This is a genomic window from Streptomyces sp. URMC 127 (assembly GCF_051386535.1).
GTDB lineage: Bacteria > Actinomycetota > Actinomycetes > Streptomycetales > Streptomycetaceae > Streptomyces.
On record NZ_JBPQTW010000011.1, the window covers coordinates 15,383 to 39,419 of the forward strand.

The 24,037-nt window shown below is 67.6% G+C and carries 20 protein-coding genes and 4 pseudogenes; 13 read left to right on the forward strand and 11 right to left on the reverse strand.

Annotation, left to right across the window (positions count from 1 at the left end; genetic code table 11):
- Window positions 1-537: 537 nt before the first annotated feature.
- On the reverse strand, window positions 538-1,770 hold the full coding sequence (locus tag ACSNOH_RS04850) for a glycosyltransferase (protein ID WP_436719925.1): 1,233 nt from the start codon (window positions 1,768-1,770) through the stop codon (window positions 538-540).
- A gap of 155 nt (window positions 1,771-1,925) precedes the next feature.
- Here ACSNOH_RS04850 and ACSNOH_RS04855 point away from each other — a divergent pair, with 155 nt between their 5' ends.
- Window positions 1,926-2,819: an alpha/beta fold hydrolase gene (locus ACSNOH_RS04855; protein WP_436719926.1), complete on the forward strand. Its 894-nt coding sequence runs from the start codon at window positions 1,926-1,928 to the stop codon at window positions 2,817-2,819.
- A 1,474-nt stretch (window positions 2,820-4,293) separates the two neighbouring features.
- On the opposite strand, the gene ACSNOH_RS04860 is transcribed toward ACSNOH_RS04855, so the two are convergent.
- The 3 genes and pseudogenes from ACSNOH_RS04860 to ACSNOH_RS04870 form a co-directional block, all read right to left on the reverse strand.
- The gene (locus ACSNOH_RS04860; protein ID WP_436719927.1) at window positions 4,294-5,694 is read right to left on the reverse strand and encodes an MFS transporter; all 1,401 of its coding nucleotides are present in this window, start codon (window positions 5,692-5,694) and stop codon (window positions 4,294-4,296) included.
- 912 nt (window positions 5,695-6,606) lie between these two features.
- Window positions 6,607-6,801 (reverse strand): hypothetical protein, encoded by a 195-nt coding sequence (locus tag ACSNOH_RS04865; RefSeq protein ID WP_436719928.1) that lies wholly within the window; start codon window positions 6,799-6,801, stop codon window positions 6,607-6,609.
- Between the two features lie 402 nt (window positions 6,802-7,203).
- Window positions 7,204-7,571 (reverse strand): annotated as a pseudogene (locus ACSNOH_RS04870) (VOC family protein).
- A gap of 303 nt (window positions 7,572-7,874) precedes the next feature.
- On the opposite strand from ACSNOH_RS04870, the gene ACSNOH_RS04875 reads away from it, so the two are divergent.
- Window positions 7,875-8,177, forward strand: a complete 303-nt coding sequence (locus tag ACSNOH_RS04875; RefSeq protein WP_436719929.1) for a hypothetical protein — start codon at window positions 7,875-7,877, stop codon at window positions 8,175-8,177.
- A 1,251-nt stretch (window positions 8,178-9,428) separates the two neighbouring features.
- On the opposite strand, the gene ACSNOH_RS04880 is transcribed toward ACSNOH_RS04875, so the two are convergent.
- Together ACSNOH_RS04880 and ACSNOH_RS04885 are read right to left on the reverse strand one after the other, a co-directional pair.
- Window positions 9,429-9,863 (reverse strand): NUDIX domain-containing protein, encoded by a 435-nt coding sequence (locus ACSNOH_RS04880; protein ID WP_436719930.1) that lies wholly within the window; start codon window positions 9,861-9,863, stop codon window positions 9,429-9,431.
- A 113-nt stretch (window positions 9,864-9,976) separates the two neighbouring features.
- Complete coding sequence (locus ACSNOH_RS04885) at window positions 9,977-10,303, reverse strand: MazG-like family protein (RefSeq protein ID WP_436719931.1); 327 nt, start codon at window positions 10,301-10,303, stop codon at window positions 9,977-9,979.
- 228 nt (window positions 10,304-10,531) lie between these two features.
- On the opposite strand from ACSNOH_RS04885, the gene ACSNOH_RS04890 reads away from it, so the two are divergent.
- The gene (locus ACSNOH_RS04890) at window positions 10,532-10,750 is read left to right on the forward strand and encodes a hypothetical protein (RefSeq protein WP_436719932.1); all 219 of its coding nucleotides are present in this window, start codon (window positions 10,532-10,534) and stop codon (window positions 10,748-10,750) included.
- Window positions 10,751-10,979: 229 nt separating this feature from the next.
- Here the strand turns inward: ACSNOH_RS04890 and ACSNOH_RS04895 are convergent, their stop codons facing one another.
- A complete protein-coding gene (locus ACSNOH_RS04895; RefSeq protein ID WP_436719933.1) occupies window positions 10,980-11,669 on the reverse strand; it encodes a transposase in 690 nt (229 codons plus the stop codon).
- Here ACSNOH_RS04895 and ACSNOH_RS04900 point away from each other — a divergent pair.
- The 4 genes from ACSNOH_RS04900 to ACSNOH_RS04915 all read left to right on the forward strand — a co-directional run bounded on the left by ACSNOH_RS04900 (window position 11,592) and on the right by ACSNOH_RS04915 (window position 14,903).
- Window positions 11,592-12,311: a YqjF family protein gene (locus ACSNOH_RS04900; RefSeq protein ID WP_436719934.1), complete on the forward strand. Its 720-nt coding sequence runs from the start codon at window positions 11,592-11,594 to the stop codon at window positions 12,309-12,311. The genes ACSNOH_RS04895 and ACSNOH_RS04900 overlap by 78 nt on opposite strands.
- An 899-nt stretch (window positions 12,312-13,210) precedes the next feature.
- Window positions 13,211-13,603, forward strand: a complete 393-nt coding sequence (locus ACSNOH_RS04905; protein WP_436719935.1) for an RNHCP domain-containing protein — start codon at window positions 13,211-13,213, stop codon at window positions 13,601-13,603.
- Between the two features lie 20 nt (window positions 13,604-13,623).
- Complete coding sequence (locus ACSNOH_RS04910; RefSeq protein WP_436719936.1) at window positions 13,624-14,064, forward strand: RNHCP domain-containing protein; 441 nt, start codon at window positions 13,624-13,626, stop codon at window positions 14,062-14,064.
- A 497-nt stretch (window positions 14,065-14,561) separates the two neighbouring features.
- On the forward strand, window positions 14,562-14,903 hold the full coding sequence (locus ACSNOH_RS04915) for a hypothetical protein (protein ID WP_436719937.1): 342 nt from the start codon (window positions 14,562-14,564) through the stop codon (window positions 14,901-14,903).
- Between the two features lie 52 nt (window positions 14,904-14,955).
- On the opposite strand, the gene ACSNOH_RS04920 is transcribed toward ACSNOH_RS04915, so the two are convergent.
- A complete protein-coding gene (locus ACSNOH_RS04920) occupies window positions 14,956-15,468 on the reverse strand; it encodes a DUF2199 domain-containing protein (RefSeq protein ID WP_436719938.1) in 513 nt (170 codons plus the stop codon).
- A 259-nt stretch (window positions 15,469-15,727) separates the two neighbouring features.
- On the opposite strand from ACSNOH_RS04920, the pseudogene ACSNOH_RS04925 reads away from it, so the two are divergent.
- The 5 genes and pseudogenes from ACSNOH_RS04925 to ACSNOH_RS04945 all read left to right on the forward strand — a co-directional run.
- Window positions 15,728-16,346, forward strand: a pseudogene (locus ACSNOH_RS04925) (transposase); the annotation flags it as partial.
- Between the two features lies 1 nt (window position 16,347).
- Window positions 16,348-16,752, forward strand: coding sequence for a TerD family protein (locus ACSNOH_RS04930; RefSeq protein WP_436719939.1), 405 nt, complete (start codon window positions 16,348-16,350; stop codon window positions 16,750-16,752).
- A gap of 153 nt (window positions 16,753-16,905) precedes the next feature.
- Window positions 16,906-18,084 carry a serine hydrolase domain-containing protein gene (locus ACSNOH_RS04935; protein ID WP_436719940.1) on the forward strand — a complete coding sequence of 393 codons (1,179 nt, stop codon included), beginning with the start codon at window positions 16,906-16,908 and terminating at the stop codon, window positions 18,082-18,084.
- 960 nt (window positions 18,085-19,044) lie between these two features.
- Window positions 19,045-19,419, forward strand: coding sequence for a hypothetical protein (locus ACSNOH_RS04940; RefSeq protein WP_436719941.1), 375 nt, complete (start codon window positions 19,045-19,047; stop codon window positions 19,417-19,419).
- 111 nt (window positions 19,420-19,530) lie between these two features.
- Window positions 19,531-19,848, forward strand: coding sequence for a UDP binding domain-containing protein (locus ACSNOH_RS04945; protein WP_436719942.1), 318 nt, complete (start codon window positions 19,531-19,533; stop codon window positions 19,846-19,848).
- A gap of 307 nt (window positions 19,849-20,155) precedes the next feature.
- Here ACSNOH_RS04945 and ACSNOH_RS04950 read toward each other — a convergent pair.
- Window positions 20,156-20,792: pseudogene (locus ACSNOH_RS04950) on the reverse strand (site-specific integrase); the annotation flags it as partial.
- Between the two features lie 30 nt (window positions 20,793-20,822).
- Between ACSNOH_RS04950 and ACSNOH_RS04955 the strand changes: the two are divergent.
- Window positions 20,823-21,221, forward strand: a pseudogene (locus ACSNOH_RS04955) (transposase); the annotation flags it as partial.
- On the opposite strand, the gene ACSNOH_RS04960 reads toward ACSNOH_RS04955, so the two are convergent.
- Both ACSNOH_RS04960 and ACSNOH_RS04965 read right to left on the reverse strand, forming a co-directional pair.
- On the reverse strand, window positions 21,211-21,567 hold the full coding sequence (locus ACSNOH_RS04960; protein ID WP_436719943.1) for a hypothetical protein: 357 nt from the start codon (window positions 21,565-21,567) through the stop codon (window positions 21,211-21,213). The pseudogene ACSNOH_RS04955 and the gene ACSNOH_RS04960 sit on opposite strands and share 11 nt — an antisense overlap.
- 1,914 nt (window positions 21,568-23,481) lie before the next feature.
- The gene (locus ACSNOH_RS04965) at window positions 23,482-23,949 is read right to left on the reverse strand and encodes a hypothetical protein (protein ID WP_436719944.1); all 468 of its coding nucleotides are present in this window, start codon (window positions 23,947-23,949) and stop codon (window positions 23,482-23,484) included.
- Between the last annotated feature and the right edge of the window lie 88 nt (window positions 23,950-24,037).

Sequence of the window (24,037 nt, forward strand, 5' to 3'; positions counted from 1 at the left end):
CCCGATCTTCACCGGTACCAGCGCGCCGGGTCCATCCCCGCAGGCACGGGGAGCACAGGCGCCGTGGAGCGTCCGTTCTGTGGCGGAGGGGACCATCCCCGCGTACGCGGGGAGCACAAGGTCCGTTGCGCAATGCTGTTCTCGTTGGGGGGACCATCCCCGCGTACGCGGGGAGCACACTCGACGACCAGGGCTTTCAGCAGAACCCAGACCGGTTTTTACCCACTTGCAAAGACTCAGACAAACCTCACCAATCACTCCCCAAAACGACCCGCCCGCAACTTCAACGCCCCGCTCACGCCAAATCATTGATCACGCCAGCATCCGGTGCAAGACACCGAGAGCAACAACCGCCGTACACACCACACTGCCCAGCAAAGATCCATCCCCGCATACGCGGGAAGAGCCAGGCGCCTTGCCGCCGTACCGGGTGCCGCAGGGACCATCTCCCGCAGAAATCAGGGAGCAGCCGGGTGGAGGAGTGGCGAAGTCCGTGCTCAGCCGGCGCCCCGACGATGGCATGGCCCGGAAACCCCTTCAGCATGCCGAAACGGTCTCGAGTTCGCTGAGTACTGCTGCCACTCCATCCTGGCTCTCGACGATCCTTGAGAACGTGGTGCAGCGGTCACGGTATTGCTTGTCGCGCAGCGTCGCGCGCAGAGCGTCAGTGAGTTCGTCTGCTGCCAGCCGACGGGCGTCGATGTACGTCGGAGACAGTCCCAGGACGGTCAGGCGGCGGGCCCAGAAGGGCTGGTCGTATGCGAGGGGTACGGGCACGGCGGGCGTCCCGGCCCTCAGGCCGGCGCCCACGGTGCCGGGGCCGGCGTGATGGACGAGGGCGGCCATGCGGGGGAACAGCCAGTCGTGGGGGCACTCGCCGATGGTGAGGATGTCCTCGCCGGAGACGTCGAGCCCCTGCCAGCCGGCCTGCACCACCGCGCGCATACCGAGCCCGCGGACGGCCTTCTTGATCGTGTTGCCGAGTTGCCCGGCGTTCCCGGGCGAAACACTCCCGAACCCGAAGTACACGGGGGCGGGTCCCGAGGCGAGGAAGCCGGTGAGCCGCTCGTCCGGGCGCCAAGTGCCCTCCGGAGCCGGCCACCAGTACCCCGCGCAGCTGTGGCCGTCCGGCAGGACGCGCTGGCGTGGCAGCAGAGCAGCGCTGTATCCGTGCAGAACGCGCTGACCGGGCAGGATGCTGCCGAGGGTGGGGGGCTTCCTCCCCCGCATCCCCAGTTCCCGCCCGAGCCAGGAAAGCGCGGGCCTGTACATGGGGTCCATCGCCGCCCACGCCAGCCGCTCGGCGGCCCGGTAACCGCGGGCGGGAGCCGCCCGGCCGGCACTCAGCCGGGGCAGGGCCATCCCGTGGGACGCCGTGTAGATCCCGATGCAGGGCAGCCCCGTACCTTTGGCGATCACCGCGCACAGCGGATGGAGCAACGGGTGGGCGAGGATCACGTCCACTCCGTCCGCAACGGCTTCGAGGACTCCCCGGGCAACCACCTGGGCCATGTCCTGGGCGTTGCGCAGTCTGCGCCTGAGCCGGGCGGGGCTCTGCCACCGGTCGAACCGCTCGGCAGCCAGCGCGGACTTCTCCTGCTGGGCCAGGGGAAGGACGTGGACGGGCATGCCATGAACGCGGAACCGTAACGCGTGGCGCTCCGAGGTGACGGCCGCCACCTCATGGCCCGCGGCACTCAGCCCCGAGCCCAGCCCGGCATACGGGAGCACGTCCCCGGTCGAGCCCCAGGTCACCAGCAGAATCCGCATGGGGCCGAGTATGAGCACACGAACCCGGGCCGTGGCGCTACGGAACGTCTTCCGCCACCCGCGGGGGCTGGTCCCGGCACAGGTGTTGACGCCCGTAAGAAGGAAGCGGGCAGGAAACCGCCGCGTGAGCGCTGAGGTACCAGTACACAGGCGGGATGACTCGTAACATCACCATTCAAGTGACGGACGAAGAGCTGGAGTACCGCGGATTCCGCTTCCTGGCTCGCGTGGCCACCATGGGATCCTCCGCAACCGAAGCCGTGGTCATTCTCGGCGGTTCCTCGCAGGACCGGTTCTCCTGGCTGCGCTACGAGCGGTGGCTCCTGCCGCACACCACCGTGCTGAGCCTCGAATTGCCCGGCTACGGGGACGCCGACCCCCTCCCCGTCGAGTACGGCACGGACTTCCTCGCCGACGCCGTCCGTCACGCTACCGAGGCCCTGGCTCTCGGGCGGGTGAACGTGTTCGGGGCCTGCTTCGGTGCCTCCATCGCCCTCCGATTCGCCCAACGGCACCCGGACCGCATCGCACGTCTGATGCTCGGAGGCACCGCAGTCGAGATCTCCCCCGAGTACGCCGCAGCAGCGAGGCGTTGGCGCCGCATGGTCGACGAGGGACGGTTCGAGGACATGGCCCGGGACATGGTCGAGCAGTTCATGGCCCCACCCGGCCACGGAGTCGTACGTCGGCGGGCCGCTGTGGCACGCCTGATGCAGCAGAGGTTCGCGAACCTCAGCGAACGCGAACTCGCGATGGACATCACCCACCATGAACGGCTCCTGGCTCACCCCTGGAGCCTGCCCGAGCCGGCTGTCACCGCCCCCGTGCTCGTTTTCACCGGCGAACACGACACCATCACCCCACCACTGGTGGGCCGGCGCGTCGCCGCAGGCCTCGGTGCCCGGTTCACCACCATCAAAGAGGCCGACCACCTGGTCCAGATCGAACGCGACGCCGACCTGGCCGACCTGATGGCCCGCTTCTTTACCGACCAGCCGCTGAACGACGCCACCTACCTGAATCCCGTCGAAGGGTTTGACAGCCCCTGACCTTGGATCTGTCGGCGATCTTAGAGTTTCCCGGTGCGGCAGTGTGATCAACGGGCATGCCCGGGCTGTTCCGAAAGCGCCTGTGATCATCGAGGTGCTCGTTGTCGCTCCGTCCCCCCGTTCCGGTGATCAAGTCCCGCCTGGTGACCGTACGGATCGCGCGCGAGCAACCCGGGCGGTACGACGGCGATGTGGGTAAGAGACCGGCTGGACGGGCCGTGGTGCGACGAGGACTTCGCCGACTGCTACCCCACGCCGGGTGCCCCGGCCTCTCGCCCGCCCAGCCGGCCGCCGTCTGCGTACTGCAGTTCCTAGTCCGGCCTGCCCCGGCCTGCCGGACCTCCAGGCCGCTGAAGTGGTGCGTTGTCGCATCGTCTTCACGTACTCCATGGCCCTGAAGCTGGACGATCCCGGTTTCCACCACAGCCTGCCGGCCGACTTCCGCGAGCCTCTCGCCCAGAGCGATCGCGCCGACCGTCTCCTCGACCTCACTCAAATCCGCCTCGTCACCGCATCGGGCCACGGCCAGCACCTGACCCAGGTACCCGCGCACATCCCCGCCCAGCTCGTCGGCGACACTCTCCCCCTCAGCCTGCTAATCCGCCATCCAGCAACACCGGCCTCAATAGCTGAAACGCCGCCAGCGACCGCCCTGAATCCAAAAACTGGCGAGCTGACAGGATCGTGCATATCTCAGAGAAGACCCCACCGACGCCGGCAGAACAGCCTGAACACCCTCACGCACAGCCAGGCCCGGCAGCTCCGCCCAGGAACGCCCAACCTCCTCAACTGCCCCACGGCAGACATTCGACTGACGACGCCCGCCTGTGGCGCTTCGACCTCGGCGGCGGCACTCGGTGCGATCGTTGCCGCCCAAGAGCCAGATGGGCGAAGCGAAGTTCCCCAGGGCCCCGCGCATCAGGCCACGCGAGAAGCAGCCACCGGCGGCCAGGGACCCGCCCCTTGGGTTCATTCATCCCCGCGAACGCGAAGAACAGCCTGCGCAGCCGCGGGCCCGGACAGGGGACCGAGAGGCCATCCCCACGAGTGCGGGAAGCATGGGAAGTGGCTCATGAACGGCGAGGCCATCAAGGAACCATCCCGGGGGTGCGGGGAGCACACGGGCACCTCCGCGATGGCCAAACCCTCCTTTGGACCATCCCCGCAGGCGCGGGGAGCGCACTCGACAACCAGGGCTTTCAGCGGAGCCCAGACCGGTTTTTACCCACTTGCGAAGACCCAGACAAACCCCACTCAGAGGACTCTCCAGGGCGACTCCCCCACAACTTCAGCGGCCTACCCACACCAGAATATTGATCGCACCCGCATGCAGAGCCTGGGCACCAAGCCCTCACCCTGACACACAGAAAAGGCAAAACACGACACGCACTCGACTTTATCGGCTGTCGTGGCTGTGTGAGGTGTACAGGAAAGGGCGGCGGCACTGGAAGGTGCCGCCGCTTTGGGAACCGGCTTAGCCGGCCCGGTTCTTCGTGTGCTTGGGCAGGAAGAACATCAGGGCCCACATCAGGGCGAGGAGGCTGCCGGCCCACCACAGCACGGTGGTGAACGCGTCGCGGTTGAGGCCGGCGTCGGGCGAGCCGCCGGTGGTGGCGAAGAACACCAGGGCGGTCAGCGCGGTGCCGAGGGCGATGCCCAGGTGGATGGCGGTGTTGAACAGACCGGAGGCTGCTCCGGCGTCCTCGTGCGGGATGCGGGCCAGCGACAGGTCGGCGAGCGGGCCGCTGACCATGCCGAGGCCGAAGCCGATCAGTACCACCGGAGCGGTCATCGCCAGCAGGGTCAGGTCTGCCCGGCCTCCGGCGGCCTGGAGTCCGTAGGCGGTCATCGAAGCGAACGCGATGAGGGCTCCGGCCTGGGGAAGGCGGCGGGCGAAGCGCCCGCCGCTCTTCGCCGCGAGCGTCGCACCGCCCAGCTCTCCGAGGGAGAGCAGCACGAAGGCCAGGGCCGCGTGGAAGGGGCTCATGCCCAGTCCGCGCTGAAGGTAGAGGGTCCAGGTCATGAAAAACAGCCCGCACAGCAGGCCGTGCATCAGCTGCGCGGCCATGCCGCCGGAGAACTGCCTGCCCCGGAAGAGAGACAGGGGCACCAGGGGTGCCTTGTCCTGCTTGCGCTGCTGGTGGCACAGGAGGACACCCAGCGCAAGGAGACCGGTGGTGAGCATGGCGAAGCACCACAGCGGCCAGTGATGGAGGTGTCCCTCGGTGAGCGGGAAGACGATCAGAACGATGGCCAGTGCGGACAGCAGCATGCCGGTCAAATCGAGGCGGTCGGCCTTCTGGGCGGTCGACTCAGGGATGAACCGGCGTCCCAGGAGGAGCACGGCGAGGCCGACGGGCACGTTCACCAGGAAGATCGGCCGCCAGGACAGCCCGAACAGGTCGGCCTCGGTGAGCAGGCCGCCCATCACCGGGCCCAGGACGTTGGCCAGGGAGAGGACCGCCCCGTAGAGAGCGAACGCCTTGCTGCGGTTCTGTCCCTCGAAGGTGACGTGGAGGGTGGCCAGGACCTGCGGGATCATCAGAGCCACCGCGACGCCCTGGAGCATGCGGGCACCGATCAGCACGCCCGGCCCGGTGGCCAGACCGCACAGCAGCGAGGCCGTGGTGAACACGATGGTGCCGATGAGGAGGATCTTTCGCCGACCGTAGAGATCGCCGAGGCGCCCGCCGGTGATCAGCCCGACAGCGACGGGCAGTGAATAGCCGGTGGTCAGCCACTGCACCGCGGCCGGTCCGGCGCCGGTCGACTCCTGGATCGCGGGCAGGGCGGTCAGGACGACCGACTGGTCGAGCATGTCCATCAGCTCGGCACCCAGCAGCACCAAGAGGGCGATCCAGGCAGCCAGGCCCATCTTCGACGGTCCAGGTGTTGGGCGGGTTGGGGGCTGGGTGGTGTGGTGCGGCTCGTTCTCGAGCGCGGGGGAAGGCACTGCGGGGCTCCTGATCCAAGGAGTCGGGGAGCCCTACCGACAGCCGCACCTGGGTCCGCACACACGAAATCCCGGGGCAGCCGACAGAGCTGCACCCGGAAAATGACAGGGAAACGCGGGGGTGGGTGACGCAACTCAGGCCAGCGCGACGTCCGCCCCCGGACACGTTCGAATCCTCAGAACGTGGGGAACTGCGGACGGCTACTTGGCCTGGGAGATAAGTCGTCACCTCGAAACACAGCGCCGGGCCCCGGAATGGGCACAGACGGAACTCAAACAGGGTAAAGGGCCCTGCGGCGTCCGTGCAACGCGATAACCCGTCCCCTACCCACCGCGGCCTGCCGGGGCCCGCAACGTAACCTTTCAGCTCGCAAGGCCTCCCGAAAGTACTCACCCGCGCAGTGTCCCGCCCCACCGCGCGCCCACCTGTGCCGACAGCCCATGGCCACATCCGAACGTCCTGAAGCAAGGCTGCTCGGCATCAGGCCGCCCAACCCTGACAGGACGGACGGCGGTCGGGCAACCACACCGAGCACAGCACACGTAACCACGCATATCGAGACACGACCCGGCGCCCAGCCGGCTCCCACGCGACGATGCAGCTGTGGCGTCGCTTCAAGCCGACGGCGACAGCCGGTGCCGACGGCGACGTTCCTGTGAGGCTGGCTATTCGGCTTCGGGGCGGTCGCAGAGACCACCAACACCATCCTCCCGGCCACGCCCGCCGGCCGATCGCCGGTCCGACTCGCCCCACCGAGCTGCAGCTGGTCACAGAAGCAGCCGATACCACCGCGGGCCTGCTGCCTGCCTCCTGGTCGTGAGCCGCGGCCGGTGTCAGTCGGCTGAGGGCCGGGCGCCTTCGCCGAAGCGCGGGACGTCCTCGGGGGTGACGTCAGTACGGACCCGCCCGAGCCGGAGTGGGTGCCGGTGGGTGCCGCTGTCGATGCTGGTGCCCGCCTGCACCTCGACGACCGGCTCGGGCACCACCAGGACGGGACCGAGGACTTCCCGGCTCCCCCATGTCGACAAGAACCGCATCCCGCTCACGGGTGGCCGGGGCCGGCGGGGCGTAGGTGTCCGGCCAGTTGCCGGACGGCTTACGGCTTGACTGGGGCCGTCCGGCCCACCGGGCGCAGGCGGCCGGTGTCGTCGTTGCGGCCCAGCAGCAGCTGCGGGCGGCGGCAGGTGCCGGTGATGCCGCCGACGATCACCTCGGTGGTGTGCCGGCGCCACTGGTGGAGTGTCGGTATTCGAGAGTTGCAGTATTCGCCCGCAGGGCGAGAGGCCGCACCCGGCCCTGTCTACGTCAGCGGTGACAGCGCACCACGAGGGCGGTGGGACGTTCGACAAGCTCGACGACCACGATGGCGACGATGCGATGACAGCGAAGCTCCGAGCCCGCTGCTCCTCATGGCCGGGACATGGTCCCGCTCACGAACGCATGAGGCAGAACTCGCTGCCATCGGGGTCCTGCATCGTGATCCAGTCCTCACGCCCGGCCTGAACCGTTGCCCCCCGCGCACACAGCCGCTTGCCTCGCGACCGCATCGGTCTCGACCAGGTTCGAGATGAATCCGGTTCTTGACCCGCTTGTCCTCCGGCACCCGTTGAAAGAAGATGCGGGGCAGCCTGCAGTCCGTGGCGACGAGCAGAACCGTGGGGCCGTCCTCCGGATTGTTGATTCCAATGGAACGCAGCCGAGCCAACTCTTCCTCGTCGTACGGCGCAACCTCGTATCCGTCCAGTGGCTGCGCCCAGAATCGTGCGGTCCGAAGCCGGATGGGGGCTGTCGAAGACAATGTCCCTGATGGAGGCCACAGGACTCCTTTCAGGAATGGATGAGCGTCAGAGACGGTGAGCCGAGCCGCTGGTGGAGTAACTACACGGAGGGCAGATCAATCGAGGACGCTCAGGCAGCGCTGCTCGCGATCCCGTGAAGGCCGAGGCGAGGTGTACTGAGGTGTCGTGCCAGGATGGAAGCCATGACCCTCTCTGATTCCGGCAGCACGTTGAGTTCAGCCCTTCGGGATGCCCGCTCAGCATCGTGGTCCATCAGGGCGGCAGCTGGCCGACGTCTGGCGAGAGCGGCAGAGGATGCCGAAGTGGCTGAGGTACTGCATCAGCTGCTGCTTGACGGTCATGACACTGCAGTCACTCAGGACACAGCGGAGGCCTTGCTCAAGCGGGGAGATGTCTGCGGATTGCGGATGGTCCTGGCCGCGCTCACGAGCGCGGACGATGACACTGGCGATCATCTCAACATGGCAATCTTCAATGTCTGCTGTCAGTCCAACGAGGGCCTCACACAGATTGAGGCGCTCGCCTCCGCATTGCTATTGGACACTGACGCCTCGATCAGCGAAGAGGCCAGCAGGGTCCTCAGCGGATGGCCTTTTCGCCGCTGACCGAGCCTTTTCGCAATCGCGGCCAACTCCATCAGCGAGCCACATCAGGTTCCCGCAGCCTGTGGGAAGGCGATCGACTCAAGGAAGGGAACACGGTTCTGGAGGCGGTGGTGGAGCTGGTCGAGGAAGACCCTGCACCAACTCGCTGTCGTTGCGGTGAGGTGGTAGCTGAGGGCAGCCTGATCCGGGTGATGACGGGGAGGGCGAGAGCGGCCCTGACAACGCCGGGACGTGACCAGTACTGCCAGATGGGGCGAGTCCGGCAAGCGTGCTGGAGAGGAGTGCGCGAGGAACCGGCGTTCTACGTCTCTCAAAGAGACACCAGCTCGAACCTGGCGGATCTGGGCCGGAAGCGGTGCGTATGCAGGTCATCCTATTCGGGTGGTCTGCCAACTCCTGGGTCGGTATACAAAAGCTGGTCGGGAGGCCACGAGGAAAGGCTGCGGCGTACTCGTGGCGATGCCGCAAGGACACAGACGGGCTCCTCGTGTGCACCGAATGCGCGGGATACGGGCCGGGTACCGGCTTCAGCTGGTGCGGTGTTCGCTGCCACCGCGCTGTCCGGCCGCACCGTGCCGCGCGTCATGACGGTGGTCACGCCCGCCAGGGGCGAGGCGGGATGAGACCGGGGTGGTGAGGGAGCCGGTCTCCGAGAAGAAGCGGGGACGGGAGCAGCACGCCGAGGCAGTGGTGCTCGCCGCGTGTGCCCTGGCCGGTGCGGCGGTCCGGACGGCTGGAGCCCGAGTTCGGTGGAGGACGTGGCGACGGCTCTGGAGGTCCTGGCCGGAGTATTTGGCCCAGCGCGACCCGGAGAGCGCCGAGGCCGTCGCCGTCGTTCCCAGCGCCGTCGCTGCGCTGCGCGAGTCCATCGAGCAGCAGGCTCAGGCGCCCGACGGGCACGAAGGGCGCAGCGTGTCGGGAGCCCTTACGGGGCTACGGCGGGCCTTGGGCACGCACCGCGTTGCCTGGCGGGGCTACCAGCTGGGGGCCGCGCTCATCACGCCAGGGCCTGGACGCCGCCGACGCCCAGACCTTGGCCGTCCTGCGGCCCAGCCCGACGAACAGCGCCCCCGGGTCGCGGCGCCAGAAGCGCAGTGCTTCGCCGAGCACGTACGCCCGCGCCCTGGGACGGGCATCCATCCAGCCGGTGCGGCTGGTCAACGCGCTGCACCGCCTCCGACCCGAGCCGTCCTTCGTCTCCTTACACGCAGCGCCTGCGCGACCTGCTCCAGGGGCAGCCGGCCAGCGGTCCTATGTGCCCTGGTGAAGGCGGATGGCTTCTCGGCACCACGGTGGGAGGCGGAGGCGGGACAGCACGGTGGCGGGGAAGAAGTGCAGCATGATGCCCTCAGTGAGCGGGAGGGCGTGGGCGTCGCCGTCCCAGCGGCCGGTGTAGATGGCGATGGGGCCTTTGCCGAGGTGTTCGGCGTTCTTCTGTTCCACGGTGGTGAAGGCCGTGAGCGGGATGGTCAGTCCGGTCTCTTCCTGGAGTTCGCGGGCGATGGCCGCGTCGAGTGACTCGTCGGGTTCGGGGCGGCCGCCGACCGGGGCCCAGTAGCCGGGCCAGCAGATGCCGGGGATGTCGTCGCGGAGGTGGAGCAGGTACTCGCCGTGGCGGTTGGTGATCAGTGCAGAGACCCCGGTACGGAGGGCGACGGCCTGTGCCGGGGGCTGGGTGTCGGTCATCTCTTCTCCTTTCCGGTGCCATCGTCCCGTCGACGTGGGGGTGACGGGAGCGGGGACACTGGACTGGTGGCCGTGTCCGTGGACGACACGACCGCTGGTTGGGGTGCTTGTGGTCAGACAGCAGCGGCGGCGCGGCCGCGGCGGGTGCGCCGGTGGAAGATCTCGTCGAAGGTCGTGCGGGCGCCGTCGGGGTCGATGTAGTGCATAGCGAGCAGGGCGGCGATGACCGCGCCGACGAGGTCGTTCTGGACCTCGGCCCAGCCGTGGTCGTCGCCGCAGGTGGTCAGGCCCTTCAGGCCGTGGAGGGCGTGCATGGCCTCGCCGGCTTCCTCGGCGACCTTGCCGATCTGGAGGCTGGTCAGCTCGGCTTCGGGCACGTGCTCACCGGCCTTGCGGCAGACGGCGGAGAGTTTGGTGATGTTTTCCCACAGGATGTCCATGACGATCTCTACCGATCATGTGGTCCGGCCCCCGTGGGGGGGCGACGCCCCTGAAGCCCTGCGCAGCGTCCGCCACGCCAGGAGATCTTCCACGAGCACTCCGTCGAAGACCGGCCCGAGTACATCGCCTACCTCGACCACGCGGAACTCAGCTCCACCCTCGGCGAAGTCCTGCTCTTCCTCTCCCGCACCAGCGACCGACCCCAGCACGCCACGAGCGCTCTGGAAATGCTGAGCACCGCCGCCGCAGAACGCGACTCCGCCCGCGCACGCTCCAGCGCCTTCGACGCCATCGCCGCCGCCCGCGCCCTCCTGGTCGTCGACGACCTCGAAGCCGCCTGCGCCACCGGCCTGCGCGCTATCCGCATCGGGTCCCACGCCGAATCCACCCGCGTCCGGCTCCGCTTCCTCGACCTCGCCCACGAAGCCCGACCCCACGAGTCGTAGCCGGCTGTACGGGAACTCCGCGAGCGCCTGCTCGCTGCCGTCCGGACTTGACTCCACGCTGCCCGACGAGAAGTCCGACACGGCCACCAGCGCCGGATCAGCAACCGCTCGCCTCAAGGGGGCGGCCACCGGCCTGGTCGTAGAGCACTGCGGCCGGCCCAGTGAGGCCACCAGGAGGAACAGGGCACCGCGTACCGGGTGGTTGATGATGCCGTCGTTCATCATGCCGTCAGCACCGCAGGCACGCCAGCGCTTTCGCGAGCGCATCAGCCTTGCTATTGCCGGCCCTCGGGCCGCACTCCCCATGGGGGAGTGGTTCTCGGCGACGCATCCTGCGGCTACGGCACCGCGGAGCCGGAGCCGAAGAACCGGCCGGGCTTCGCCGTTCTGCCCGTTCAGCCCGTTCAGCCCGGCTTACGTGTCCCTGGCCTTGGGCGCTGGGGGAGATCGCCCGCCAGGTGCCGTCCTGCTCCCAGGCGTAGTACCAGCCGCTGACGGCGAGGTACGAGCCGGTGCTGGTGGGTATGTCCTCCCAGCGGCTGCCGGTGGCGAGTTTCCAGAGCACCGCCTCGATCACGGCCCGGTGGTCGCTGGATTCCCACACCGCTCCCCCACGCGTCCCCGGCAGCGGTAGGGGGCGGAGCTGCTTCGGACGGGCCCTGACCGGCGTCCCCGCCCATCCGCCTATGGGGTCCACCGGCCGCTGCCTGAAGACCCGCACCTGGCCGAAGGCCCGCACTGCCCTCGAAACACCGGATATTGCGCGAAGAGCTATGACATCGGGCACCCTGATCCTGGGGGCCGGTGGACCGGCCGACCCACCAGCGAAAGGAGCTCCCCCGTGGTCTCGCGCACCGCCGAGGAGCGGGTCCGCCTGCCGATGCTCAAGGCCCGCTGGCTGACCCAGACCTTCATCCACTGGCCGTACGAGCCGGCGGCCGTGCAGAAGGTGCTGCCGCGCGGACTGACGGTCGATGTCCACGACGGCGTGGCCTGGGTCGGCCTCACACCGTTCGCCATGACGGCCGTACGGCCCGCCGGACTTCCGCCCACGCCGTTCTCCTTCCCGGAGACCAACCTGCGCACCTACGTGCGCCTGCCCGACGGCCGCGACGGCCTGTGGTTCCTGTCCCTGGAGGTCAGCGCGCCCCTGATGCTGGCCGCCCAGGCCATCGGCGTGCCCTACCACCTGGGCAGACTGCGCATCGAGGCACAGGACGGCGTCGTGCGCTACACGGGCGCACGCCGGGGCGGCCGGCCCGCGTACGCCCTCACGGTGCGGCCCGGCGCGCCCCTCCTGCCCGGCCCCCTCGACGTGTGGCTGACCGGCCGGTGGCGTGCCTTCAGCCCCCGCCGGGCACGCGGGCACCGGCGGCTGTGGGAGATCGCCGTCGAGCACGAGCCATGGCCCCTGCACCGCGCCGTCATCACCAGCCTCGACCAGACCCTGGCAGCAGCGGCCGGACTACCCCCACCCTCCGGCCCCGCACTCGCCCACTTCTCACCCGGCGTACGACACGTACGCCTCGCTGTGCCCCGCCCCATAACGACTGCGGCCTAACCGTCCTTCAACAACCGGCGGCCTAGCCGTTCTTACGCCGCAAACATGCGGAGGGCATGGGGAGCTATCCGGCAGGCAGTGCCCGGGCCGGGCGGGGGCGTACCGAGTACGTCGCCGTGCCGCCCCCGCACCGCTCCGCCGCCCGGGCGGCGTACTTGGCTGCTGCCGGCACCGGGGCGGCCCGGGGGGAGCACTGCCGGGCCGAGGTCCGGCGCGAGATTGCCGACGCTGGGGAGCGGATACCGACCCCAGATACCGGGCCGGTAAGCCGTTCCCGCCGCAACGAGAGCATGCCGACCTCTGCCCAGCAGATACGTCCACTGTCTGTTCTTCCCTTGCGGGCGGGCCGTGCGATGAGCGGGGAGACGAAGGGATGCTGTGGTCGGCTTCGGCTTCGGCTTGGTTCGGGCAATTCGATCCTGCTTGTCGAGGGCTATGCGTCCCGATCCCCCGACGGTCTGCGATGTCCCTGGCCAAGCACCCGCAGCCATCGCAGGTCACCGCCGAGATGCGCTGGCTCAGCAGCCTGACACCCATGGCCGATGGCGGGGCTGTCCTTCATCTCCGCCATCTCCGCGGAAAAATCACTGGCACCGAGGCGAGCAGGTGGTTATGCTGGATTCCGTACTTTTGATCGCATACCGGACGTACCCGCGTACGCCCGGTCTCTGGGCCTCGTGCCTTAGAAAGAGTGTTTTGATGACCCCGGCCCGCGCCGAGCGAGCCTCGCTGCACACCGCGTAAGCGTCCGTCTGCTTCCGCCGCGCTGTCTGCGCGCGCCTGCCGGACGCGATTTTCCGGTGTCCCAGTCCATACCCCGCGCCCCGCTTCCTCGGGAAGCTGCAGTGCGCCCGTGTGGGCTCTCCCTCGTCGAGGCCGCTCGGCCTGCCTTTGCTGTCATGCCTGACTTCTCAGCAAGGAGCACCCGGGTGTCCATCAACCACACCCTCGACACCCTCGCCGTCGAAACCTTCACCTGCGCGTGGTGCGGTCTGACCGTGTCCGCGACCGCCGACGGCTCTCGTCGCAACCACTGCCCGTCCTGTCTGCAGTCGCGTCACGTCACCGACCACGTCGAGGGCGGCCCCAGCGACTGCCACGGCCGGATGTCGCCGATCTCCATCGCCGTGCTGCGCACCGGCGACTGGATGCTCATCCACCGCTGCGTACGCTGCGACGAACTCACCTCCAACCCGGTCTGCACGGACGACAACCAGCTCGTCCTGATGCGCATGGCCGTCCGCCCGCTCGCCCAACCGCCGTTCCCGCTCGAAGCGCTCGGTGCCCTGTAACCAGGAAGGAGGAGATCGCCATGCCTCGGCGCAACACCAACCGAGCACAGGCTTCTGCGCGCCGTCGTCCGCGTCCGCAGCGGCACAAGGACGTGCTCCACGAGCACGGCGGGCACCGCGCGCACGACTTCAAATGCGCCGGATGCCGCCTGGACGTGTCCCTCGACGCGCCGGGCACCGGGCACCGCAACCACTGCCCCAACTGCCTGGTGAGCCTGCACGTCGACGCCCGCATTCCGGGCGACCGGGCCGCCTCCTGCCGGGGCCGCATGGAAGCGGTGAGCATGTCCGCACGCCCCGACGGCGAATGGATGCTCATCCATCAGTGCTTGCGCTGCGGTGAGCTGAGCGCCAACCGCATCGCGGGCGACGACAACCCGCTCGCCCTGGTACGTCTGGCCCTCAGACCGCTCCAGGGCATGGGCACCGACATCGCCCACCGCGCACTGCTCACCCTGTAACCGCACACCGCACACCCGGGCGGGCCACGGGAACCACCGGCACCACGCCGACCCCCGTGGCCCGCCCACCACCGGCCGGACACCCAACTCGGCTCCGGCTCCGGCAGCGGCGCGGTGCCGGCACAACGAAGCCCGGGCCGCCAACAAAACGGAGGCCGGCACCACAAACTCCGCCCGGTCGGCGACCGCAGCCGCCCCGCTATCCCGGCAAGCGCCACCACCTGGTGCTCATCGCCGTAGAAGGCCACCCAGCCGACGGGCGGCCTCCGGCCTTCGACCGCGAAGTCCACAAGGCCCGGCACGCGGCCTGGTGTGGAATCAACCGGCTGAAGCGCAACCGGGCAATGGCCACCCGGTTCGAACAGACTCGCGATCCGGTTCGAGGCCACCGCACTGATCGCCGCGATCGGCGCGCATGGCTATTACGGGCCTGAGTCCGCGGTTCCGCATGCCCTGCTGACCGTGACCGAAGTAAACAGGGCGAGGGAGAAGCAACGATGGGGGCTCAGTACTACGGCGCCGACAGCGAGAACGGTGATCGCCTCGAGAACCCCTCCGAGGACGCACTGTTCGTGATGATCAGCGACCTCAACGACTCCGACAACACCTTTGCGGTCGTCCAGCCCAACGAGGACGAGCCAGTCTGGTTCGCCTCCGTGGCCGTCCTGGACGGAGGCGGTTACGAGGTCGTCCGCCGTGACACCACCCGAAACGGACACGAGGTCACCACCGCGACCAGCATCAACGACATCGCCCGCAACCTCACCATCTGGTTGGCCGCCCGCCACTTCCCCGGGCGGCCAACCAGCCAGGTCACCGACTTCTCACACGCCCTCTGATCTTGATCTTTGTCTTCGGGCGTCACGTAGAGTCCAGGGTTCCGCTCGTCGGCTAATTTGCTGAGTGGAGGACGATTTCGGCGATCTGGCGTACGCGGTCCATGGTGATGCCGGTGCGCTGCTCGACGGCGAGGGGGTGGTCGGTGGGCTCCAGCTCGATGAACGGACGCCGACCGACCTGCCTGGTGTGGACGTGGGTCTTCAGGTTGATGGTGCTGGGCGAGTAGAGGCCGAGCTCGGTGCTCAGCCATCCGAAGTACGGCTCTTCGGCTTCGCGCTCCGGACTGTCCCAGAGGTCTGCGGTACGGGAGAAATTTTCCCGGCTCAGAGAGACCCAGACCGCCCACGAAAACACCTCATTGCTGCCGATGACCGGTATCTCGATCAGCCCCTTGACGAAGTAGTGCTGTGCCTGGATGACGCACTGATCGGAGGAGAGCAGGCTGTCCGGTGCGTCCGCGAACCTCTCGTCCCACACGTAGGGGGCCGAGGTCGCGTAGTTCATCGGCGTTTCCGCATGGTGCTCGCCGCAGTACGAGCAGGTGAATCCGTGATCACTGGTCATATGCGGGAGCCTAATGATCGACGCCGGAGCTGCTCGCGTCAGCATCCCGATTGAGGGGCGGCCCCGTCAGGGAAAATAGCCCGGGCAGGCCGGGGCAGGCCGTCCGAGAACCTCGGACGTGGTTCGTACTTGAGTCGGCCCGCGCTGTTCGCCGGTGATGCAGACGTTCTTCGCGCGCTCGTGCGCCCTGTCGAAAAGGCCATCTGATCAGCGCAAAGGATATGAACATGGTTCTGCCAGAGGGTCCGGTCGGGATGAGTTGGCCCACGTGTCCCGGTTCCGGGGTGACTTCTCTGCGTGTCTGACCGCCCGGCGGGATGAGCTGATCGACCTCGCGGACGCGGTGCTGGGTGTGTAGCGGACGACCCGGTGATACCCCCGGTGGATCTGACGCTCACGTCTGAGCACTGGCGTGGTCACGGCCTGGTTGTACGGGGCGCCTGAACAAGGGGCGCATCGACATCGAGCAGCTGCGGAGTGTACTGGCCGGCCTGCCGCTGCCGCGGCTCCCGGAGGGGCACCTGGTCCTGGCCGTTGACATCTCACCGTGGCTGCGTTCCTACGCGCCGTGCTCTGCAGAGCGGCTGTTCTGCCATGGCTACGGTCGTGCGAAGTCCGCGTCACAGTTCATCCCAGGCTGGCCCTACTCCTTCGTCGCCGTCCTGGAGCCTGGCCGCACCTCTTGAACCACGATCGTAGAGGTGGCCCGCCTGGGACCGACTGATGACGCCACGCCGTGACCGCCACCCAGCCCCGGTGCCGCGGTCGAGCAGTTGATCGCGGCTGGGCAGTGGGTGTCCGGCGATCGGGAGATCGTCATCGTAGGCAACGCCGGTTACGGCATCACCCGCCTCGCTTGGATCCTGCGCGGCCTGCCGGATGGGCACTTCATGTTCGTCAACTACCCGACCACGCCTGAGAACTCGGTCCTTCACACCGGCGAAAACAATACCGGCGAGGGCGAGGGTGTTGCGAGCAGATCGCCGTCGTCTTCAATCCCTGCCCGCGCCGACCGGGTCGGTTGCGTTCGTGGTGTCGATCCACAACGAAGGCGGAGCGGTCAGCACCTTTGTCCGGGTACGTGACGCGTTCATCCGGGTGGGGCACCAGGCTACGGGTATGGAGATGTGCCGCATCGAGTTGAGCGCGGACGCGCACGTCCAGACCGCGATGGTGTCCGGACAGCTCTACCGGCGCGAAGGGAAGTGGAAGTTCCGCGCGATCGGCCAGGGTTACGCATCCGGGCTCGCCGGAATCGCCAAGGACTACGGCGTCAACGTCTGAGCCCCGCACCTCCAGCTCGGCGGTCCCTCAGGGACGTGTCAGGGGGTTCTCCGGGTCGAATCAGGGATGGAAGCGGCGGCAGACCGTCAACCCACCACGCCAGCCAGAAGTCCTCTCGGGTATCACACGCAACCGAGAGATGGAGAGCCCCACATGGCCACGCACGTCTTATCCCGCACTCTGGTAACCCTGGCACTGACAGGAGCCCTCGCCGCGACCGCCGCCGTCCCGGCCACCGCCGCGCCGGGCGCGGCTTCACACCGCGCGGCTCACTCCACTCACACCGCGACGCAGGACGCCCTGGACGCAATCACTCGCGCCGGAACTCCCGGAGCCCTGGCCCGCGTCGACCGTTCGGACGAGGTCTGGCACGGCACGTCCGGCGTGGCGGACCTGCACACCGGCCGCCCGCGTATGCCGCAGGACCGGCTCCGCGCCGGCAGCCTGACCAAGCCCTTCGTCGCAACGGTCCTGCTGCAGCTCACCGCCGAACCCCAATACGGTCTGTCGATCGACGATACGGTGGACACGTGGCTGCCCGGCATGGTGCGCGGCAACGGCAACGACGGGCGCCGCATCACCCTGCGTCAACTGCTCCAGCACACCAGCGGGCTCTACGACTACATCAAGGACGACGCCTTCCGCGCCAAGTTCACCGGCAAGGCGTTCTTCGCCCACCGCTACGACGGCGCCACCCCACGCGAACTGCTACGGACCGGGCTGGCTCATCCACCGCTCTTCACCCCCGGCGCCGACTGGTCCTACTCCAACACCAACTACATCCTGGCCGGCATGGTCATCGAGAAAGCCACAGGCAACAGCTACGCCGCCGAAGCACAGCGGCGCATCATCAAACCCCTCGGGCTGCGCGGCACCTCGTTTCCCGGCACATCACCGTTAGTGCCCAGCCCGCACGGGCGGCACTACTCCCGGCTCTACGAGACCGGACCCACCGCCGAGGTCCATGACGTCACCGACTTCAACCCCTCGGTCTCCGGAGCCTCCGGCGAGATGATCTCCACCGTCCATGACCTGAACATCTTCATGCGCGCCCTCCTACGCGGCAGGCTGCTTCCTCCCGCCCAGCAGAAGGAGATGTTCACGGGCCGCGACATCGGCGACGGCAGGTCCTACGGACTCGGAGTCAGATCGCAGACGCTCAAGGCATGCGGTGTGAAAGTCTGGGGACACTCCAGCGAGATCCCCGGCTCCATGACCCGGACGGCCGCCACCGCCGACGGCCGGCACGTCATCACGCTCAACCGCAACAGCGACTGGGGCGATCCGGCGCTGGAGCAAGCGGCCGTCGAAGCAGAGTTCTGCGGCCCTTGACATCATTGATCACCAAGCGAGCGAGGCCGGGGGCCGGCGGCATCCCGGGCCCTGCGCGCCCGCTCACTTCTCCATTCCCTGCAGGCATCAGGATGCTGCAGACATCAGGCAGGATGGCCGGGCTCCCTCGACCAGGGACGCCCGGCACACCGCAACCGCCCGGCCGAACACCAGCCGGCCGCCCCCGATCAGGTACCGACGTTCACGACCACGCCGCCGACCGCCTCCAAATAAGGGGAAATGCAGCCCAAGTCAACAAGACGGGGCGGTCAGACCGGCAGCACCCCGGAAGCCCGATCCCCGCCCTCTCAGATGTCAACGTGCCCGAAGGGCCACTGCGCACGATGCCCGCATTGCTGACAGGCGCGGGGAGCACACGCCTCCGTTCTCACTCGTCCAGCGCAAGGAGGACCATCCCCACGCACACGGCAAGCAGCCACATCGTCCGCTGAGCTCATGAACTCCACCGGGACCATCCCCGCGTGCGCGGGGAGCACGGCTGGTTCTGGTGGACGAAGGACAAACCGCCGGGACCATCCCCGCGTGCGCGGGGAGCACACTCGACCACCAGGGCTTTCAGCAGAGCCCAGACCGGTTTTTACCCACTTGCAAAGACTCAGACAAACCTCACCTATCGGACTCCCGAAACAGCTCACCCATAAGCCCAACACGACACTCGCAGCAAGGTTCTAACCATACCGGCCACCTGTGCCACGGGTACCGAGATCCGCCCCTGGCTATGTATCCGGGGCGGGAGTCGTTTCGATGCGACTGTGGGAGTCGTGCTCTGACCGAGTTTGCGATGTCCGTTTGTTTTGACGTCACTCTGGGGCTTGCGGTGGGGACGGTAGAGGGTGTGCTTCTGCCGTAAGGAGCCTGATGGGGAAATCTCAGTCGGAGGTTGATCTGTACGCCGCGATACGCCGTGACCACCAGCACGAGGGGCTGCCCTAGCAGGCATTGCAGCAGAAGTACACCTGGCGGACGGTCCGCCGGGCCCCGGACAGCCAGTGGCCGGGGCTGCGGGAGACGCCGCGGCAGCGGGAGTCACGGCTGGATCCCTACAAGCCGCTGATCGACGGCATGCTGCAGGCGGACCTGGATGCGCCGGCCAAGCAGCGACACACTGCTCAGCGGGTCTTCGATCGGCTGGTCGACGAGCACGGCGCCGGCGACATCTCGTATCCGGTGGTCCGCCTCTACGTGAAGTCCAGACGTGCGGAGGTGCGGCGGGAGGCGGGCCTGGGGCCGCAGGCAATGTTTGTGCCGCAGACGCATCTTCCCCGAGCCGAAGCAGAGGTGGACTTCGGGGAGTTCCAGATGATTGGCAAATGATCAAGGTCTACCTGTTCTCGCTGCGCTGTCCTTCTCCGGCAAGGCGGTGGCCCGGGTATTCGCACCGGCCGGCCAGGAGGCGTTCTTCGAAGGACAGTGCATGCCTCCCGAATGCTGGGCGGCATCCCGCGCGGCCGGATCCGTTACGACCACCTGCAGGCCGCGATCGCCCGCGAACAGCTCGGCGGCACGTTCAAGGGCAAGCGCATAGCCGTCTGGGGGGCGGCCTTCAAACCTCACAGCGACGACAACCGCGACTCGCCCGCCCTCGCCGTCGCCGCCAAGCTGCACCGGCTCGGCGCCGAGGTCACGCTCTATGACCCCAAAGCCCTCGACAACGCCCGCAAGGACCACCCCGAGCTCGACTACGCGGACAACGCCTTCGACGCCGCCGAACGCGCCGACCTTCTGCTGCACCTGACCGAGTGACCCGAGTTCACAGGCATCAGTCCTGAACAGCTCGCGACCCGCGTGGCGCAAGCCAAGGTCATCGACGGATGCGGCACCCTCGACCCCGCCCGCTGGCGCCAAGCCGGATGGGCCCATCGTGCCCTCGGCCGCCCTTGATGCGTCCTACTGCACACCACCCGGCCCCGGTCACACTGACCGGGGCCGAGCCCCGTCTTCCGCAGGGCGAATCGATCCCATTCTGAATCAGGTTCGCCGTCGTCCTGACCCCGGTGAACCTGAGAATAAACGGCATCCCTGCCCGCAGAGGCCCCACCGGCCAGCCACTCGCCTCCGCCGAGAGGTGGAAGCAGCACCGCGCGTTCTCGGGCTTCCTGTGCCGTGACTTGGCCATAAGCAGCGGCAGGCTGGCCCCCCTCGCCGAGATGGGAGAGCCCGGAGTGGCGCCATTCATGCAGGCCCCAGCCCGTGCCCGGACCGCCGACAAGCGCGGTATAGGCGTCGAGCAGAGCAGGGGCCTGCCCGTACGACCATCGCGCGGGCTGACGACCTTGCCGGGGCCCGGCTTGCGGTGGGTGACGAACACCGGCCCGCGTGTACGCCCCCTGATCAGGCGGGGCAGCAGGCGAGCGGTGCCGGCGTCCCAGAAGGCGGGCTCCAGCACGAAGCCTCGCGCGGGGCGCCACCACCCGGGTACGAGGCCGCGCGGCCTGCCTTCACCGGTGCACGACGGCCGGCCAGGCCGGCTCCTAGATGGTGACACCGAAAATCACCTCCGCCCGCGCGCAGGTCTCGTAAAGCATCCGCCACAGCGTCTTCTCTCGCGGGTGGGCTACGCGGCGGGCGATCAGCTGGTCGATGGCCATTTTCGACCGGGCCGGAGTCTCCCAGTCCGGCAGAGTCAGCCGCTTCGCCCAGGCCGGGACCGCCGGTCCGTTGTATCCGCGCTCGGCACGCCAGCCCAGTCAGCACAGCACCCCCGGCCGGCGGGCGTCCGGAATGGACTGCCGCTGTCCTTGGGCATCTCCGGGGCGAACCTGCTCGACAGCCAGGCGTGGAGCCGCTCGTGCGTGGCATCCCGCCCCTCCGGTCCCGCCACGGCCCCCGACGTCGGCGGCCGGGAACTGCACGCGGACAAGGGCTACGACTACGACCACCTGCGCCGACGGCTCCATCGGCGGGGCATCCACCGCCGCATCGCGCGCAAGGGCGTCGAGTCCTGACAACGGCTGGGCCGGCACCGCTGGGTCGTCGAGAGAACCGTGACTTGGCTGGCCGACTGCGGACGGCTCCACCGACGCTACGAATGCAAGGCCGAAAACTTCCTCGGCTTCGTCGGCGTAGCCGCGGCCCTCATTGGCTACCGCCGTTTGGCCACCCTGCTCATGGCCTGAGCCGGTCCTGCTGCACATCGAAGCAGATCAACCCCATGGACTGTGCCATGGCTGCCGCGTAGTCCGATGCCTCCTCGGCCATGCTGAATCGCATGGGGAAGTAGATCAGTGGACCACTCGCCCCGCTGATCAGCGGGCTGGTCGACCAGGGTGAGGTGTCCTCCTCGTCCTCGGCGAGGTCGCACCATCGCTCAAGCAGTGCCGCGACGTAGGCCGTGATGCGTTCGAACGGAGGCTCCTTGACCTCGCCGTCGAGATAACGGTCGTACAGGTCGCTGAAGGTCCGGCGGGCGCTCTTGTCGTCCGCCGGTCGTGCGCCTTCCCAAACAGCCAGGTCGTAACTCATGTCAGGAGGCTCTCATGCCGCTCTGACAGCCGTAAGGAGTGGCCTGTTAGCCCTCGCAGCTTCTGACACCGCGAACGACGGCTCCGGCTTACCAGCCGCCAGCTGGCATGCCTGGCCCGCTCGCGGCCGAACAGTTCCAGCGCGGCGCCACTATGGGGAGACCTCCATCACGCCCTGACCGATAGGCTTCCCCCGACAGTTCACTCCGCGGCCAGCCCGATCCCTCACGCACTTCTCCGCAAGACCGACCTTTCGCTGAGCAACGCGCCGCAGAACTGCCGACTGGCAAGCGATCACGGCTATCCGGTACGCAGAAATTCAGGGCGAGCACCTCCAGGCGTAGTTGTTCCGCCCGGTATCCGACGAAGCACTATGCCCGCAATTCCGCAACTGAGTAGCCGCGGATAGCCAGAGTACGAAGTAGAGCCGGCTAGGACGGCGACCCTGCAGGGCTCGGTATCGCGAGAAGTGCAGTTAATGGTGTTACAGAGGTGCTTGCATGACCGCGCAGCGACGGGTGCCCAGCAGATGTTAGTTGTGCTTCTTGACGCACTTGCCGTTAGCGTCCCAAGTTCGACCTGCGGTGGCTTCCGAGTGGCTGAGCGTGGAGTGAGGCCGCGCGCGTTCCGGGCGACTACCGAAAAGTGCTCACGGACTGACAGGCGGCGATTCCCAGGGCACCCCCCTCAAGCCCTGTTGCCTTATCTCGAACAGTCAGATGGATCCTCTGCATTTGGTTCCCTAACCATCAGAACGGCCGCTCAGTGCGAGGGCTCTTCATTCACGATCAGCAGGGTTGCAAGGTAGCCCTAATGCCGCCACTCTGGGGGCCGGGCTCACCCGACCAGGACATCCCGGTGCTTGTCCTTTTGGGCCCATGCAAGTGATCATATCTACCCTCCCCCAGTTGTGATTCACAATCTGTGTCGCCGACGCCTGCATCGATCACTGGATATCCTCATAACCTGCATTACCCCATCGCTCGATGAGGGAGTCACCGCCCGTGCTTCTTGCGGACATGTCCGCTCTCTCAGCACCCTCCGGCCCCCTGATGATCCGGGTTCTAAGACCCCCGCGCATGCGCCTCATACCTCCGGCCCGGCCTGGCCCCCGCGGAGGGCCTCACCCACAGGTGCTGCCCTACCTGACCTGCCGTGGCCTGTCCCGGACGGACAGGCCAAGGTTGGCTGGTGTCGTTGCGATTGAGGCTTGCTCACAGCTGACAGGTCTCACAGTTCAGCCCGTCTACCTGGGGAAACAGCATGTGAGGCTCACAGCTGTGAGCTGTGAGCGTGTCAGAAGCTTCCAGTCCGGCGACTGCGTCCTCTGCGGGACCCCGCTCGTCCCGCGCCGACACGCATCCGGCTGCCCAGCTCAGACTCCTACCAGCCAAGCACTTCGTCTGACGCAAGAAGGAGCCGCTCGCTGCAACCGCCTGATCAATCCAGCTTCGACGACAGACGACGATGACGGGCAAGCAGTCGGTGGAGCAGATGACCCACCAGGAATGCGGCAGGAACTGGCTGGCATACTCGGCCAGCCCTGCAACCGTCCTTCTTCCGCACTTTCCGGGACAGGCAGACCCATCGTCAGTCCGGCCAGCCCATCCTTTACGTGCACTGCCATACAGCGGCGCGGGCCTGTTGCTGCCTCCCGGGGTTCTCAGGAATCAGCCCGGTTTCGTTCCAAGGCTGACCCGGCTGCCCGGGGGCGGCAGGCAGGCATGGTTCAGGGCGCCCCTGCGGGGGCGCCCTTCGGGCGTATCGCCTCCAGTGGCCTGGCCTTGTTTTGAGGGTGTTCACGAGTCTGCTGCGCAATTCCCGTTGGTTACGTGGTGATCACATCGCGAGGTTGTGTCACCCCGGGAGCGCTTGGTCACTCACACGGGTCCGAGGAGCCGTACTCGGGCATGTGTCATGCCGGGGGCTTCTGCAGCCAGTCTGCTTCCGTGGTCCAGAACAGGTGGCGGGCACCGAGGTAGTCGTGGGCGAAGTCGGTGAACCGTTCGCGGGTGTACGGCTTGCCGGTCTTGGGGTCCTTGGCGTTGATGTCGGGTTCCTGGACGGCCATCGCGACGAGGGGGAGGGCGTCCTTGTACTCGTGGAGGAACTTGTAGGAGTTCTCCATCTGGTACTTCCGGTCCGGCAGGGTGTCCGGTCCTCCGATGCCGATCTTCTTGTCCCTGGCGAGGTCGAACATCTCCTTCATGCGCTGGTGGTCGTCGTCCGGCAGGAAGTTGATGTACTGGATGAACTGCGTGTTGGTGAAGACCTTCTTGCCGTAGCGCATGTTGTCGATCTCGGCATCGATGTAGAACTTCGAGTTGTACTTGGTCTGATCCTGCTTGGTGTCCACCTCGACCGCGGTCTCAGGAAGGTTCACCCCGGCCAGCTTGCCGTCGAAATGAACGAGACGCTAAAGGGACGTTCTTAGTGAAGAATAAGAGCGGTCGCCGCCGCTCCCGGTACCG

What these genes read in the sequence shown, in the direction of transcription:
- ACSNOH_RS04905 (WP_436719935.1), top strand. Translation starts at nt 13,211, where the DNA reads ATGCCTGACTTCTCAGCAAGGAGCACCCGGGTGTCCATCAACCACACC.
- ACSNOH_RS04885 (WP_436719931.1), bottom strand. Translation starts at nt 10,303, where the DNA reads ATGGACATCCTGTGGGAAAACATCACCAAACTCTCCGCCGTCTGCCGC.
- ACSNOH_RS04915 (WP_436719937.1), top strand. Translation starts at nt 14,562, where the DNA reads ATGGGGGCTCAGTACTACGGCGCCGACAGCGAGAACGGTGATCGCCTC.
- ACSNOH_RS04930 (WP_436719939.1), top strand. Translation starts at nt 16,348, where the DNA reads ATGGGCACTTCATGTTCGTCAACTACCCGACCACGCCTGAGAACTCGG.
- ACSNOH_RS04860 (WP_436719927.1), bottom strand. Translation starts at nt 5,694, where the DNA reads ATGGGCCTGGCTGCCTGGATCGCCCTCTTGGTGCTGCTGGGTGCCGAG.
- ACSNOH_RS04880 (WP_436719930.1), bottom strand. Translation starts at nt 9,863, where the DNA reads ATGACCGACACCCAGCCCCCGGCACAGGCCGTCGCCCTCCGTACCGGG.
- ACSNOH_RS04920 (WP_436719938.1), bottom strand. Translation starts at nt 15,468, where the DNA reads ATGACCAGTGATCACGGATTCACCTGCTCGTACTGCGGCGAGCACCAT.
- ACSNOH_RS04945 (WP_436719942.1), top strand. Translation starts at nt 19,531, where the DNA reads ATGCTGGGCGGCATCCCGCGCGGCCGGATCCGTTACGACCACCTGCAG.
- ACSNOH_RS04855 (WP_436719926.1), top strand. Translation starts at nt 1,926, where the DNA reads ATGACTCGTAACATCACCATTCAAGTGACGGACGAAGAGCTGGAGTAC.
- ACSNOH_RS04935 (WP_436719940.1), top strand. Translation starts at nt 16,906, where the DNA reads ATGGCCACGCACGTCTTATCCCGCACTCTGGTAACCCTGGCACTGACA.
- ACSNOH_RS04890 (WP_436719932.1), top strand. Translation starts at nt 10,532, where the DNA reads ATGCTGAGCACCGCCGCCGCAGAACGCGACTCCGCCCGCGCACGCTCC.
- ACSNOH_RS04850 (WP_436719925.1), bottom strand. Translation starts at nt 1,770, where the DNA reads ATGCGGATTCTGCTGGTGACCTGGGGCTCGACCGGGGACGTGCTCCCG.
- ACSNOH_RS04910 (WP_436719936.1), top strand. Translation starts at nt 13,624, where the DNA reads ATGCCTCGGCGCAACACCAACCGAGCACAGGCTTCTGCGCGCCGTCGT.
- ACSNOH_RS04960 (WP_436719943.1), bottom strand. Translation starts at nt 21,567, where the DNA reads ATGAGTTACGACCTGGCTGTTTGGGAAGGCGCACGACCGGCGGACGAC.